Origin of the sequence: Bradyrhizobium ganzhouense (assembly GCF_049949285.1) — a bacterium.
GTDB lineage: Bacteria > Pseudomonadota > Alphaproteobacteria > Rhizobiales > Xanthobacteraceae > Bradyrhizobium > Bradyrhizobium ganzhouense.
Genome location: NZ_CP181318.1, coordinates 1389461 through 1402723, shown reverse-complemented (window position 1 = coordinate 1402723; position 13263 = coordinate 1389461). Strand labels below are relative to the sequence as shown.

The window sequence follows — 13263 nt, the reverse complement described above, 5'->3', positions numbered from 1 at the left end:
CACGATCCGCATGGCCTGCGGTTTATGATACCATGCGGCAGCTTACCGGCCATCGAAACGAAGGCGCGATCCGACACACGCATCGATTGTCACAACGGAGCTTGTGCATGTCAGCGGAAACCCCGGACGTGCGTCAGGTGCAAGGCTACTGCGGTCTTTGCATCGCTCGTTGCGGCACGGTCGCGACATTGACCGATGGCAGGTTCACGCGGCTCGATCCCGATCCGACGCACCCCACCGGCGCCGCAATCTGCGCCAAGGGCCGAGCGGCTCCGGAACTGGTCTACCACAAGGACAGGTTGACGAGACCGCTGCGTCGAACACGACCGAAAGGCGATGCCGATCCGGGGTGGGAGGAAATCTCGTGGGATGCGGCGCTCGATCAGATCGCCGCTGCGATGCGTCGCATCGCCGAGCAACACAGACCAGAAGCGGTAGCCTTCAGCCAATCGTCCCCGTCAACAACTGCGATCGCGGATTCCGCTGGCTATATCCGAAGACTGATGAACGCATTTGGTACGCCAAATTTGGTGTCGGGGTTGGACTTGTGCGGTTGGGGGCGCGGCTTTGCGACGCGCTATGTGTTCGGCGTTGGCACCGTTGCGACAAACCTTGGCGGCGCAATGCCCGACATCGCCGAATCCGGCTGCCTTATCCTGTGGGGTTATAACCCTTCATTTTCGCGCATCACTCACGCGACAGCGACCGTTGCCGCCCTGAAGCGCGGAATGAAGCTGATCGTGATCGATCCGCGCAACGTCGGGCTGGCCAACAAGGCCGACGTCTGGTTGCGCGTGCGCCCCGGAACTGACGGTGCGCTCGCATTGGGTCTGGCCAACGTCATGATCGAGCGAGGTTGGTACGATCATGAATTCGTGCGCGCTTGGAGCAACGGACCTCTTTTGGTGCGGTCGGATACCGACAGGTTGCTCACCGCAAACGAACTGGCTTCCGGGGGTAGCTCAGGCCAGTTTGTGGCCTGGGATTCGTTGGCCAACCGCACCGTCAGCTATGATCCGGCGGCCGGATGCTACGAGGCGACCGCCGGACATCTTGCCCTGCGAGGCGAATTCAATGTCGCAACCATGCACGGCGTCGTCAGCTGCCGGCCGGTCTTCGATCGCTACGCAGAGCTGTGCAGAACATATTCGTCAGATGTGATCGAACGGACCTGCTGGATTGCACCTGGCCAATTGGAGGAAGCTGCACGCACGATCTGGCAGGCCCGGCCGGTCTCGTATTACGCCTGGAGCGGGCACGAGCATCACGCCAACAGCACGGAGACGGCGCGGGCGATGGCCATGCTCTATGCGTTGACCGGCAGTTTCGATGCGGCTGGTGGCAACGTGCTACTGCCAGCCATACCTGCCGCCCCTATCCCCGGGGAAGACCTGCCTGCGGCAAAGCGCCTGGCCCCCACGATCGGCTTTGTCGAACGCCCGCTGGGACCGGCGCGCTGGAACAACGTCTCCGCTCAAGACTTTTTTCGCGCTGCCCTGGAGGGTACTCCCTATCCCGTGCGCGGACTGATCGGGTTTGGCAGCAATCTTTTGCTTGCTTATGGCGATCCCGTTCGTGGACGGGCCGCACTGGCCGCGCTCGATTTTTACGCCCATGCCGATCTGTTCATGACGCCAACGGCCGCGCTTGCCGATATTGTGCTGCCCGTCGCATCCTGCTTCGAACGCGAGGCTCTCAAAATTGGATTCGATATCAGCGCCGACGCGCAATCGCATGTTCAGCTTCGGCCAGCGATTGTTGAGCCGCCCGGTCAAGCGCGTTCCGACACCGATATCATCTTTGACCTCGCCACGCGGCTTGGCCTCGGCGAGCATTTCTGGAACGGCAACGTCGATGCCAGCTACCGGCAACAGCTCGGTCCTAGCGGCATCGCGCTGGAGCAGCTTCGAGCGGCGCCGGCTGGATTGCGAAAGCCACTGACGACGCGATATCGCAAGTATGCCGATAGCGACGCCAAGGGAAACCCGCGTGGCTTTCCAACGCCTTCGCGAAAAATTGAATTCTGGTCCGAGACCTTCCTCGATCGTGGTTATTCGGCCATGCCGGATTTCGTCGAGCCGCCAATCGGCCCTGTCGCTCGCCCTGACCTGGCCGCAGCTTTCCCTTTGATTCTGACTTGCGCCAAACCTAGTCTGTTTTGTCAGACGCAACATCGTGCGCTGCCAAGCCTGCGCAAGCGTGCATTGCACCCCGAGATCGAACTGAATCCCGCGACTGCCGCTGCTCGCGGGATCAAGAACGGAGACTGGGTCGAGTTGCGGACCCCTGCCGGCGCGATGCGCGCCAGGGCGCGTTTCAGCGACCAACTCGATCCACGCGTCGTCGTCGGCGAACACGGTTGGTGGCAAGGTTGTGATGAACTGGGGATTGCCGGTTCCGATCCGTTCGCAGCGAGCGGCAGCAACTTCAATCTCACGGTCGACGCCGCGGTGCGAGATCCCGTCAGCGGTACGCCAGCCCATCGCTCCAATCTTTGCGAAGTTCGGCCAGTGGACGAAGCTCGCTGAAGGAGCGGTTAGGGGCGCAATTCAACTGTCCAGCAAAGCTAGGCGACCCGACCGGCAGCCAGGTCCGCCATGGCCCCCGCGACATCCACGACTAATTTCCAAAGCCAGCGCAGTTGATACCATTTAGTGCACTGTCACCGTAATTCTGGCCTTGACAGAAGGCTCCGGTCAAGGCGCCTACGACAACCGCAGCGCCAGCAATGAATCCCAACATTTCTCTATCTTCTCGTTGATTTATATCCGTCTTATGACGCATCGCGATGATGTCACAATTCTAGATTGCTGCAACGAAGATTTTGGATATTGTTGCTGCTCAAGGAAATAGGGGGATCGAGTGCTTAACAACGTTGGTGATACTGCTCTGGGTATATTGGTCACGGCTGTAGTTACGCCGATTGTTGCTTGGTTTGTCGGTCGTGCTGCGGGGTGGTTGAAGTGGAGGCCGGAGCAGGAGACGGCGCGCGCGATAGCCATTAGCGCTGCCTGTTCATTGGCTATCGGGTTGCTGCTTATCGCTGCGTATGATCGCGGCTTTCTGCCCTTTACCCGCGAGGCAGAAACACATGTGGTCTCACATAGTTTCGGCCAACCGGTCGAGAACGTGAGCAGGGGTACTTGGTTGGTCACTATGACCACGTTCAATCCATCCCAGGGAAACATCACGGGTGGTACCATTTGTGCGGGGACGGCCGCGAGCGCGGTGACCTTGCCCAATAACTTCACTGAATGCGCGGCCAGCCCGACGGCGATGGTCACTTTGAACATTGGGCAGCGTCATACGCCGATAACCTTCGTTGTCCCGCGCGGATGGTTCTACAAGGTGGTCACGGACGGTCACGACCCGATGAAGGAAGGTGTCTGGACGGAAACCGTTCTGAGATAAATGACGCGCCGATTCAGCGTGCGGACGCTTGGGCCCGCCATGCGTCAAGCCAGCCGACCGTCAGTTTGTTGATGATCTGGCGTGCATCCGATAGCGGAATGTGGGACGGGGTAGATTCGTCAAGCGGGGTTGCATGCCTGATGCCTTCGGAGATCACCCGGCAAGTATTCGCGGCAAACCTGAAATCTCTCAATTCCTGACCCGTAACGAAATTGAACTGCTCAAGTTCGGTTTGTCCGCCGACGTTATCTCGGATCGCTTCGTAGATGAGGTACAGGGAGGCCCACGTTGTGGGGAGGGTCCATGTCTCCATCACGAAATCAATGGCTGAGTTTTCCGAGCCCAATTCAAAGACATCGTGCGCGAAGGGCGATTGCCCATGTTCGCCCAGGGTGGCCTTATTCTTGTACGGTTTGCCCGGACCATACAGATTGAACGAATTCGGCTTATCCCTAGGGTGATCGCAGCTGAACAACGTGACCGGCGTAAACTCAGGGTCGAGCAGGCGGCCTATCGCGTTGATCCGGTTAATTACCGGCATGGCAAGCTCGTACATACTGCGCCCATTAAAGGGGTATTCCAGCGCGAAGCTGTTGCTGGTGAGGTCGGCATGGGTTTCATGGCCGAACATGTTGAAGTGCTCTCGGTCCTCAGGCTTCCGCATATCGAGCCGAACAGTCGCCGGGTCCTTTGCGTGGATGCAGGTGGCATCACTATTCGTGCCGTCGAATATCTTCGACAGACCCCACAGGTCCCAAGGATTGCCTTGGAGTCTGGCCTTGAATGCCACGGTCATCTATGAACTTGCCTGACGAATTCGATCTGTGCGCATAATAGGGTGTGGCAAAGAGGACGTCTCCTGAAGAGAGCAACGCCGTATGGCGTACCCTTTGTCTACCGTCCTCGCCGCCCTCTCTCCGCAACGAAAGAGGTCGCGCAACAATCGGACTCGCAACGCTAAACCTGCCTCCCCGCAACAATCTCCTGCAACGTCGCCACATGCCGCGCAAACGCGCCGCGGCCGGCGGCTGTGGCGGTCACCGTGGTCTGCGGCTTCTTGCCGACAAAGGCCTTGTTGACCGAGTATTACGGTGACAGTGCACTAATTTCCAAAGCGAGCGCAGTTGATACCATTTAGAGCACTGTCACCGTAATTCCGTCATTCCGGGCTGCGGCGAAGCCGCGAGCCCGGGATCCATCGGGCCGCGCCGTGCGCAGAGCAGTTGGCGACACTTCGGAATCTATCTCCGCGTTCGACGGAATGACGAACATTGCCGATGCTGAGCGCCGCAACGAACGTTAGATCAGTTTGCAACAAGGTTGTACTTCGGGCTGAATACGCGTAATGGAATCTCTGAGATTCGGTTTTACATACCTTGAGCAAGCGATCCCGGCATGTCGATCGATGTGAGCCAATTGGAAGCAAATGGCTTCATCTTTGCACGCGGAGTTCAAGAGACCGACCTGCTCGATTTTGTCCAGGCTCTGGGAAATCTACGGGTGGACCCGCGCAGTCCGATACCAGTGCGTGACATTCGGCCTCAGCCCCCGAATGCTGCAAAGGCAAATACCCTATCGAGCCGATATGGCACCGACGCGTTTCCATTTCATACGGATACGGCACATTGGGATCAGCCGGCTCGCTACCTAGTGCTCTTCTGCGTTGATCCGGGCGAGGGACAGCGCGAAACTCTTTTGCAGGATTCTCGGGCATGGCAGCTCGAAGATGATGAAGTAGAGCTTGCTTGCCGAGCATTGTGGAAAACGGGACACGTTAGACCCCGGCTTTGTATGCTGGCCCAACGCTCAGCCGATGGTATCGCAGTCCGTTACGACAGAGATTGCATGCGCCCCATGACTAGAGAGGCGCGAGAACTAGAGGCGCTCGTTGAGCAGCGGATCGATGGTTCCGAGAAGACCCGCGTTTCGTGGGAGCCGGAATGCCTACTGATTATCGACAATCGACGCATGGTTCACGCACGTGGACCAAGCAAGCGTCCCGACGCGAACAGAGTGTTAAAGCGTATATTGATTGGGGGAGGCTGACGTGCAGGCTTGGGAATCAGAGGGGCTATGGAAGAAGGCGAAGCTATTTATGGACCAAGCGAACGAGAGCGATCACGGTTCACCAGAGCTCGCCTTTTTTGCATCGTTGGCGCTTGAGTGCTTGGCTAGAAGTGCTCTCACCAAAGTACATCCGGTTCTAAATGCAGACCCGAGAGATGATTCTAACGTGCTCTACGCCTGCGGCTACACATTCGCAAAGCCCCGCTCGCTGCCTGCGCATTCAGTCTATCTTCGAGTAGAAAAGATCATCGATCCGTTTCAGGCACAGCATCGAGAGTTGTGCGAGTTTCTTGCTCTGCAACGCAATGCTCATGTTCACACCGCAGACCTTCCGTATGAAAACCTTGGCACCGATAAGTGGCTAGCTCGATTTTTTGAAACCGTGTCGGTGCTGCACGACTTCATCGGGAAGCCAATGTCCGACTTTCTTGGTACAGACGGAACCAAGATGGCAAAGGAGCTGATTAAGACCCTCAATCAAAGCGTTCTCAGTGGCGTCAAGTCCAAGGTAGCAGCGCATCAGAAGGTTTTCGAAGCAAAGTCCGCCGACGAAAAGAAGAAGCTGCAGGATGCCGCTTCCTCCGCACTAGCCTTTCCGGGCAACAGCCAGCACACATGCGCATGTCCAGCATGCAAGAATAAAGCGCTATTGACTGGACGAAGATTCAAAGAGCTGCCCGAACAATACTCGGACGGTGAACTCTTCAACGAGGTCGAATACCTTGCAACAGCGTTCAAGTGTACCTCTTGCGACTTGTCGTTCAGCTCAATCGAAGAGATTGCACATGCGGGTCTCCCGACGCATTTCAAGAAAGTAGAATCAACGAGCCTTCATGATCTCTATGAGCCCGAGCACTATCAAGAATACGACAACATGTAAGTCTGCTGGCAGGTGAACGTAGTAACGACTATCAATTGTAAGCCGGCTCGCGGGTTTAGAGTCGAAACAGAAGGCCAGATGGAAATGAGATTTTCGAGATTAGACTCGGAAGAGCTAGAATCCGTCATGCAACTGCTGAACGCGGTGCGCGACCCCTTGGAGTATTCTTCTCTGGTAGAGAAGGTATTTGCTGGCGCTCGTACAAATCCCTCTATCCCTCTCCTAAAGCAGGGAAATTTTCGGACCGTCGATTTTATGCTGCTCGTCGCCAATTTCTCCACTAGCGGCTCCACCAACGGTTCTGCAGTCACGAGAATTCTGAAGAAGCTACTCGATTTGGCGTTGGTCGGTGATCTCGATTTGGGGCTTCAGGGTCATTACCCATACGCTTGGCAAAGAGAAAATATTGAAACGGCAATCCAGCGAGATATTCTTTCTAACTTATTGCGAGGACCGTCGTTCATCGTAGAGAGATATAGGCCAAGCGTTGTGGCTATTGAGGTCGTGAAAGGCCGGGACATCCACGTCGGTACAGGATTCTTCGTCAATAGCCGCGTTCACGGCCCCGTCTTGGTCACAGCCAAGCATAACGTCGATCCGGACGAAGGCGTTTCGGTGCGCGGCTTGGTCGGCACCAGCGGATCACACTATCAGATCAAATCGGAGTGGATACGTCATTCGACCGCCGATCTAGCGTTTGTTCCTATCGAGCTACGAGGAGAACCCGTCCCAATCAATTTGGCGTCTTCCTCGGAGATATTAGAACAAACAATCACGCTTGGGTTTCCGAAGGTGTCGACGGCAGACAATGTTTATTTGTTGGCCCATCGGGGCGAATTGAACGCCAAGATCAAATCCTATCAGGATCAATCCGAATACCTTCTGATTTCAAATAGCGTATCGCCCGGCAGCAGTGGTAGTCCGGTTCTGAACACGGACGGAGAAGCAATCGGGTTAGTTGTCCGCTCACTTGAGACAAGGCATGAGGGCGGCATTAACATGGTGAGTTCTGCCGTCCCTGCTCAGGCTATCGCACAATTTATAGAAAAGGCGCTGGGCTGATATCTTGAAGGTGGTAGCAGGTAGTGGCCGCCATGGTGCGGCCAGAGTAGCCGATTTTTTGTAGGAAACTCAGCGCATTTTGACGCTATCCTAACCCTCCCCCGGGGATAGCCTAGCCCTGCTTCCCCGCAATGATCTCCTGCAGCGTCGCGACATGCCGCGCGAAGGCGCCGCGGCCGGTGGCGGTTGCGGTGACCGTGGTCTGCGGCTTCTTGCCGACGAAGGCCTTGTCGACTGAGACGTAGCCGGCCTTGGCGAGCGTCTCGATATGTGCGCCGAGATTGCCGTCGGTGGCGCCGGTGAGCTTCTTGAGCCGGGAAAATTCGAGACCCGTCGCGGCCGGCAATGCGTTCAGGGCCGCCATGATCTTCAACCGCAGCGGCTGATGGATGATGTCGTCAAGTTCGGCCATCAGATCCGCCGCATCCAGAGGCCACCGACGATCAGACCTCCGCCGTTGACGAAGGCCATCCAGAGCGGGAATGCCTCGCCGATGTAGAAGAAGCCGATCAGCGTAAGGGCAATAATGCTGAGTCCGATCGCGACGAACGCATAGCCGAACCAGAGACCGGCAAGTGTGTAGAAGAGCATGAAATAGATCGGCCAGAATGCGCCGAGCTCGCGCGGGCCGAAATGACCGAGCACGTTGGTGCAGATGTAGCCGAACGCGAAGAACAGCACGAAGACCAGTACGAGCCTGATGTCGAAGGCCGCGGCCTGGGCTTGCGACGGAGCGAGCAATCGGATCGCGATCAGGCCGCCGACCCCCAGGATGTCGACGGCGGGCCAGGCGTACATCGCGTAGAACGGCCAGAGCCAGGTCACGACATTGCCGGCGAAGACCAGAACGCCCCACCAGAGCGCCGCGAGGCTGGCCAGCTCATAGAGCTGCGATTGCCGCACGCGCTGGACGATGTCGTCGATATCGGCCAGCGCTGCAGACGCCTCCTTGCTGTCGATCATGACTGCCCGCTCCCGCGCGTCGCCACGTCATCGGCGATCGCGTTGACCGCCTTCGGGCTGGTGACCATGCCCATATGGTTGACGCCCTCGATCAGCTTGACGTCGACGGAAGGTTTGATCGCCTGCACGGTCTCCGCATATTTCTCCGAGATCATCATCTCGTCCTCGGCGCCGCCGAAGATCGTCATCGGATGCGTCACCGAGGCGAGATCGAGGCGATAGCCGTGCGTGGCGAAGTTGCGCATCAGGCGGTCGGAATAGGTCGGCGTCAGAATCCGCTCCGAATTCGCAGGCACGGCGAAGGCGAGCACCGGAAGCTGCGCGCAGCAGTCGATGCCGAGCTTGCGTAAGGCGGTGAGCCCGAGGAAGCGCGGGATGTCGGCATTGGCCCAGCCGCCGGAATGCGGCTTGTTGGTCGGTGCGTCATAGCCGAGATAGGGCGCGACCAGCACGGTGCGCACGAACAAATCCTGCACGATCGGCGTCGCGGCGACGCGCAGCGAAAAGCCGGCGCCGGCGGAATGGCCGACCAGAGTGAGCGGCAGATCCGGCGCGCTCTTGCGGACATGGGCGACGAAATCGACGAGGTCGTCCTCGAGCTGGCCGACATAGCCGATATCGCCGCGTGTGCCGGACGCGCCGTGGCCGCGCGTATCGAGCGCCCAGGTTTCGACGCCGTGTGCGGCGATCGCCGCCGTCAGGGCGTGATTGATCGTGCCGGATGAGCCGGACGAGCCGTGGATGAAGATCGCGCCGCGGCCGGCGTCGGTGCCGCCGGCGGCGTAATGTCGATAGCCGAGCCATGTGCCGTCGCGCGCCTGGAAGCGCTCCAGCGCCGGCAGGGTCGACATGTCGACGCCCTTGCGGGAGTCGGAGACCGAGCGCAGCTCTGGTGGCCGCTCCAAGGGTGTTGCGATCAAGGCGGTGAAGATCAGCGCCACTGCGCCGACCGCGCACAGACCCCATTTGAGCAAGCCCAGAGCTCCTCGCAGCAGCCGCATCGCCATGGTCCAAACTCCCTGGCCAGATCATTGATAGAGAACTCTATATTGCAGAGTACTCTCTTGATCAAGAGCCGGATTCGCGCTTGCCGGCGAAAATCCTTAACGTCGAGATCGACCCCAAAATGCCGAATCGTTTGCCGATGCCGCCTGCGGAACCCCTGCTCAATACGCCCGAATTCACCGTTTCCGAGCTCTCGCAGTCCCTGAAGCGGACGGTGGAGGACACCTATGGCCATGTCCGGGTCCGCGGCGAGATTTCCGGGTTCCGCGGCGCCCATTCCTCCGGCCATTGCTATTTCGCGCTCAAGGACGAGAGCGCCAAGATCGAGGCGGTGATCTGGAAGGGCGTGCACGGCCGCATGCGCTTCAAGCCCCAGGAAGGGCTCGAGGTCATCGCCACCGGCAAGCTCACGACCTATCCGGGCTCCTCCAAGTATCAGATCGTGATCGAAGCGCTGGAGCCGGCCGGCATCGGCGCGCTGATGGCGCTGATGGAGGAGCGCAAGAAGAAGCTCGCCGCCGAAGGCCTGTTCGACGAAGCGCGAAAACAGCTGCTGCCCTGGCTGCCGGACGTGATCGGCGTGGTGACCTCGCCGACCGGCGCCGTGATCCGCGACATCCTGCACCGGCTCGAGGATCGCTTCCCCCGTCACGTGCTGGTGTGGCCGGTGAAAGTTCAGGGCGAAGGTTCGGCCGAGCAGGTCGCGGCCGCAATCCGCGGCTTCAACGCGATTGCTCCGGGCGGCAAGATTCCGCGGCCAGATGTTCTGATTGTCGCGCGCGGCGGCGGCTCGCTGGAGGATCTCTGGTCGTTCAACGAGGAGATCGTGGTCCGCGCAGCCGCCGAGAGCATGATCCCGCTGATCTCGGCGGTCGGCCACGAGACCGACATCACGCTGATCGATTTCGTCGCCGACAAGCGCGCGCCGACGCCGACGGCGGCCGCCGAAATGGCCGTGCCGGTGCGCAGCGACTTGTTCGTCGAGGTCGCCGATCTCGCGCGCCGCACGCGCGCCTATTGGCAGCGCGCCCATGAGAGCCGCCGCAGCGAATTGCGCGCCGCCGCGCGCGCGCTGCCGGCGGCCGGCGATCTGCTCGCGATCCCGCGACAGCGGCTGGATTCAGCGGGCAGCGCCCTGCCCCGCGGATTGAAGGCCAACACGCACGCGCATTTCCGCAGGTTCACCGCGGCGAGCTCAAAACTGACGCTGCGGGTGCTGCACGGCCAGATTTCGCAGGCCGATCACCGGCTCACTGTATCCGGCGAGAGGCTTGGCCTTTCGGAACGCGCGTTGCTGCGGCAACGGCGCGACCGCTTCGCCGGACTTGAAGTGCGCCTGCGCGCCTCAAAGCTCTCCAACGCACAGGCCCAGCGCAACGCAATTGCCCGCCAGCGCGAGCGCACGCTTCGCCTCGCCGAGCGCGCGGGCCGCGCGCTTGTCACCTTGCTGCAGCGGTTCGATGCCCGCGTCGAGAACAGCGGCAAGCTGCTCTCCGCACTGTCCTATCGCGGCGTGCTCGCCCGCGGCTTCGCGCTGGTGCGCGACGAAGCCGGGCATCCGCTGCATTCGGCCGACAGCGTCGGACCGAATGCGCGGATCGCGATCGAGTTTGCGGATGGACGCGTGAGCGCGACGGCGGATGCGGATCGGCCTGCGCCTGTGGCCAAGCGCGCGCCGGCTCAGCCGAAGGCGGCTGCACAGGAGGCGAAGCCGGCGCCGAAGCGCGTGGGCAAGCCGGTGGATCAGGGCAGTTTGTTCTAGAGGTCGCACGCACTCTCCCCGGTGTCGTCCCGGCGAAGGCCGGGACCCATAACCTCAGGGAGAAGTTTGGCGGAGACTCGTGGTTCGGTACTCCTACCACCGGCAATTGCTAGATCACGCGGTATGGGTCCCGGCCCCCCGTGCGCACTTGCGCACTAGGCCGGGACGACAGCGGAGCCCTACCGGCAGGACAATCCCGCGTCGATCGTGGTCCAGAAGCCGCAATGTTCCGGCGAGAGCTGCGGTGCGCCGGCGTGGGCTTCGAACAGGAAGACCACGACCGTGAAAATGACCAGTGCGGAGGAGAAGAGGACGAAGCGATTGCGCATGACGGATGCGTTTAGCCGACATCGTGGTCGAACTAAGGCGCCGACATCCGCTGAAACCGGTGCGAGGCGCGAACCGTAGTTTCCCCGTCGGCCATCCTGGTTCGTGCAGGGCGGTGGTCGATGCGGGGCTGTCCGCCTCACCTTGTTCCTCGGGCGGCCCCGCCTTCGCTTCTTTCGAGCTACGGCGCGGCGAGCCCGCTTGCTATCGCGCCAGCCACTCCGCGACTTCCTTCTGCGACTCCACGCGCGCTTCGGAATCGGTGCCGAGATGGCCGTGCTCAGGTACGGCGGCATCGGTGCTGCTGGCGGCCGCGTGCAGCGGCGTGTTGGCGCGGTCGAAATCGTGATAGGCGCCGGGATAGACCACGATGCGCGCCAGCGCGCTGCGGCCGTGCGCGCCATCCACCATCTGGCGGCAGGCCGGCGGCGACGAGACGTCGTCATTGGCGCCGATCAGCACCAAGGTCGGCACCCGCGTGCTCCAGCCGAGACCGGCGGAGATCCGGCAATCCGGATAGAACGCAATCGCGGCGCGGAAATCCGGTCCCGCATCACGCGCCACGCTCTGCGGGCGCACCGCCCAGAGCAGCGCGCTGGCGCCGTTGGCCCAGCCGATCAGGCTGACACGATCACGCGCCACCCAGCTCTGCTTCATCAGCCAGGCGCGCGATGCCGCGATGTCGGTGACGCGCTCGCGCCGCGCCTTGACGTGCACCTCCTTGACGCGACATTGCGGGCCGAGCTCGCGCGAGCCGTAGCTGTCCGGCAGCAGCACGGCATTGCCGGCCTTGAGCAGGCGTTCGGCCCAATCGCGATAGCGCGGCTGGACGGAATCGGAATGGCTGCCGAGGCCGCCGCAGCCATGCAGCGCGATCACGGTCGGGAACGGCCCCTCACCGTCGGGCTTGAACAGTTGCGCATGCAGGACGCCGGACGACAGGGGAATCTCGACCTGCGCAGGTGCAGGTGCCGGCGCGGCATGTGCGGCCGACATCAGAAGCGTCAGGAACAGGGCGGTCAGCGGAAGGCGCATCGGACTCTGTCGCAGGAAGTGCCGCACGGCCTCAAGCACTATCATGCGGTAACGGCGGCAAAACATCACAAACCGGTGGGTTTAACGGGCGGACAAGCCACCCTATCTATGCTAAATCCAGTCCAACACATCGTGCCCTGCAAGGTTTTCCAAGCAGGTGCCTTCCACGGAGACTTTCGACCGTGCTGAACAAGTTCGGCCCCTCGGGCCATGGCGAAGCGCAGGTGCAATATCTCGACGGCGATTTCCGTGTGATCTCACCGGGGACCTTCGTGCGCTGCGCCATCACCGACACGCGGATCCCGCTCGACGAGTTGAAATACTGGAGCGTGGATTTGCAGGAAGCCTACGCCACGCCCGCCGCCGTGCTGCAGCGGCATTTCCCCAACGCGCCGAAGCCGCAATGGTGAGGCCTCGCCCGCGCTTCTATTGCTGCTCGGTCGCATCCGTGCCCACGCAAGTCTTGATCGCACTCTTGCGCGCTTCGCCGACCAGCTTCTGATCGATCGCCTGCTTCAGGCAATCCACCCGCGCCTGCGCCATGCAGAGCTGCATCTGGTCGCGCTTGTCCTGCCCCTTCAGGTTTTGCGTCGTGGCGAGACAGGTCACGCGCTTGGTCGCGGGAACCGGCACCGTGGCGGTCGGAGCCGCGGGAGCCGGCGTCGTCTGCGCAAACACCGGCGCAACAATCAGACACACAAGGCTGGCGGCCAGCGCCGCGAGAGGGAGCTTCATCGCATTCTCCAGGATC

At 60.7% G+C, this 13263-nt stretch carries 14 protein-coding genes and 1 pseudogene; 7 read left to right on the top strand and 8 right to left on the bottom strand.

Translation table 11 applies throughout. The features are described 5' to 3' along the window. Nucleotides 1-107 precede the first annotated feature (107 nt). Both ACLFLU_RS06580 and ACLFLU_RS06575 read left to right on the top strand, forming a co-directional pair. Nucleotides 108-2528: a molybdopterin-containing oxidoreductase family protein gene (locus ACLFLU_RS06580; RefSeq protein WP_426411504.1), complete on the top strand. Its 2421-nt coding sequence runs from the start codon at nt 108-110 to the stop codon at nt 2526-2528. A 334-nt stretch (nt 2529-2862) separates the two neighbouring features. Next, nucleotides 2863-3411 (top strand): hypothetical protein, encoded by a 549-nt coding sequence (locus tag ACLFLU_RS06575; RefSeq protein ID WP_426411503.1) that lies wholly within the window; start codon nt 2863-2865, stop codon nt 3409-3411. 13 nt (nt 3412-3424) lie between these two features. Here the strand turns inward: ACLFLU_RS06575 and ACLFLU_RS06570 are convergent, their stop codons facing one another. Beyond that, entirely contained in the window at nt 3425-4207 is a 783-nt protein-coding gene (locus ACLFLU_RS06570; RefSeq protein WP_426411502.1) for a hypothetical protein, read from the bottom strand. 161 nt (nt 4208-4368) lie between these two features. Further along, a pseudogene (locus ACLFLU_RS06565) lies at nt 4369-4494 on the bottom strand (transcriptional regulator); the annotation flags it as partial. A 312-nt stretch (nt 4495-4806) separates the two neighbouring features. Here ACLFLU_RS06565 and ACLFLU_RS06560 point away from each other — a divergent pair. The 3 genes from ACLFLU_RS06560 to ACLFLU_RS06550 all read left to right on the top strand — a co-directional run bounded on the left by ACLFLU_RS06560 (nt 4807) and on the right by ACLFLU_RS06550 (nt 7420). Further along, complete coding sequence (locus ACLFLU_RS06560) at nt 4807-5457, top strand: TauD/TfdA family dioxygenase (protein ID WP_426411501.1); 651 nt, start codon at nt 4807-4809, stop codon at nt 5455-5457. A gap of 1 nt (nt 5458) precedes the next feature. After that, nucleotides 5459-6358, top strand: a complete 900-nt coding sequence (locus ACLFLU_RS06555; RefSeq protein ID WP_426411500.1) for a hypothetical protein — start codon at nt 5459-5461, stop codon at nt 6356-6358. 126 nt (nt 6359-6484) lie between these two features. Continuing rightward, nucleotides 6485-7420 carry a trypsin-like peptidase domain-containing protein gene (locus tag ACLFLU_RS06550; RefSeq protein ID WP_426411499.1) on the top strand — a complete coding sequence of 312 codons (936 nt, stop codon included), beginning with the start codon at nt 6485-6487 and terminating at the stop codon, nt 7418-7420. Nucleotides 7421-7532: 112 nt separating this feature from the next. Here ACLFLU_RS06550 and ACLFLU_RS06545 read toward each other — a convergent pair whose 3' ends face one another. From ACLFLU_RS06545 to ACLFLU_RS06535, 3 genes are read right to left on the bottom strand one after another with little or no spacing between them, the layout of a single operon-like run. Continuing rightward, nucleotides 7533-7832, bottom strand: a complete 300-nt coding sequence (locus ACLFLU_RS06545) for a winged helix-turn-helix domain-containing protein (RefSeq protein WP_426411498.1) — start codon at nt 7830-7832, stop codon at nt 7533-7535. Beyond that, nucleotides 7832-8383: a hypothetical protein gene (locus ACLFLU_RS06540; RefSeq protein WP_426411497.1), complete on the bottom strand. Its 552-nt coding sequence runs from the start codon at nt 8381-8383 to the stop codon at nt 7832-7834. The genes ACLFLU_RS06545 and ACLFLU_RS06540 overlap by 1 nt, the downstream gene beginning before the upstream one ends. Beyond that, entirely contained in the window at nt 8380-9390 is a 1011-nt protein-coding gene (locus ACLFLU_RS06535; protein ID WP_426411496.1) for an alpha/beta hydrolase, read from the bottom strand. Before ACLFLU_RS06535 ends, ACLFLU_RS06540 begins: the two co-directional genes overlap by 4 nt. A 119-nt stretch (nt 9391-9509) precedes the next feature. Between ACLFLU_RS06535 and xseA the strand changes: the two genes are divergently transcribed. Then, entirely contained in the window at nt 9510-11150 is a 1641-nt protein-coding gene (gene xseA, locus ACLFLU_RS06530; protein WP_426411495.1) for an exodeoxyribonuclease VII large subunit, read from the top strand. A gap of 179 nt (nt 11151-11329) precedes the next feature. On the opposite strand, the gene ACLFLU_RS06525 is transcribed toward xseA, so the two are convergent. Both ACLFLU_RS06525 and ACLFLU_RS06520 read right to left on the bottom strand, forming a co-directional pair. Beyond that, nucleotides 11330-11479, bottom strand: coding sequence for a hypothetical protein (locus ACLFLU_RS06525; protein ID WP_426411494.1), 150 nt, complete (start codon nt 11477-11479; stop codon nt 11330-11332). Nucleotides 11480-11681: 202 nt separating this feature from the next. Beyond that, nucleotides 11682-12512: a dienelactone hydrolase family protein gene (locus ACLFLU_RS06520; protein WP_426411493.1), complete on the bottom strand. Its 831-nt coding sequence runs from the start codon at nt 12510-12512 to the stop codon at nt 11682-11684. A 182-nt stretch (nt 12513-12694) separates the two neighbouring features. Here ACLFLU_RS06520 and ACLFLU_RS06515 point away from each other — a divergent pair, with 182 nt between their 5' ends. Then, nucleotides 12695-12922 (top strand): DUF2093 domain-containing protein, encoded by a 228-nt coding sequence (locus tag ACLFLU_RS06515; RefSeq protein WP_426411492.1) that lies wholly within the window; start codon nt 12695-12697, stop codon nt 12920-12922. Nucleotides 12923-12938: 16 nt separating this feature from the next. On the opposite strand, the gene ACLFLU_RS06510 is transcribed toward ACLFLU_RS06515, so the two are convergent. After that, nucleotides 12939-13247, bottom strand: coding sequence for a hypothetical protein (locus ACLFLU_RS06510; protein WP_426411491.1), 309 nt, complete (start codon nt 13245-13247; stop codon nt 12939-12941). Nucleotides 13248-13263 lie beyond the last annotated feature (16 nt).

Bases quoted from the DNA above. Each gene is read 5' to 3' on its own strand.
- ACLFLU_RS06580 (WP_426411504.1), top strand. From the start codon at position 108: ATGTCAGCGGAAACCCCGGACGTGCGTCAGGTGCAAGGCTACTGCGGT.
- ACLFLU_RS06570 (WP_426411502.1), bottom strand. From the start codon at position 4,207: ATGACCGTGGCATTCAAGGCCAGACTCCAAGGCAATCCTTGGGACCTG.
- ACLFLU_RS06560 (WP_426411501.1), top strand. From the start codon at position 4,807: ATGTCGATCGATGTGAGCCAATTGGAAGCAAATGGCTTCATCTTTGCA.
- ACLFLU_RS06550 (WP_426411499.1), top strand. From the start codon at position 6,485: ATGCAACTGCTGAACGCGGTGCGCGACCCCTTGGAGTATTCTTCTCTG.
- ACLFLU_RS06545 (WP_426411498.1), bottom strand. From the start codon at position 7,832: ATGGCCGAACTTGACGACATCATCCATCAGCCGCTGCGGTTGAAGATC.
- ACLFLU_RS06540 (WP_426411497.1), bottom strand. From the start codon at position 8,383: ATGATCGACAGCAAGGAGGCGTCTGCAGCGCTGGCCGATATCGACGAC.
- ACLFLU_RS06535 (WP_426411496.1), bottom strand. From the start codon at position 9,390: ATGGCGATGCGGCTGCTGCGAGGAGCTCTGGGCTTGCTCAAATGGGGT.
- xseA (WP_426411495.1), top strand. From the start codon at position 9,510: ATGCCGAATCGTTTGCCGATGCCGCCTGCGGAACCCCTGCTCAATACG.
- ACLFLU_RS06525 (WP_426411494.1), bottom strand. From the start codon at position 11,479: ATGCGCAATCGCTTCGTCCTCTTCTCCTCCGCACTGGTCATTTTCACG.
- ACLFLU_RS06520 (WP_426411493.1), bottom strand. From the start codon at position 12,512: ATGCGCCTTCCGCTGACCGCCCTGTTCCTGACGCTTCTGATGTCGGCC.
- ACLFLU_RS06510 (WP_426411491.1), bottom strand. From the start codon at position 13,247: ATGAAGCTCCCTCTCGCGGCGCTGGCCGCCAGCCTTGTGTGTCTGATT.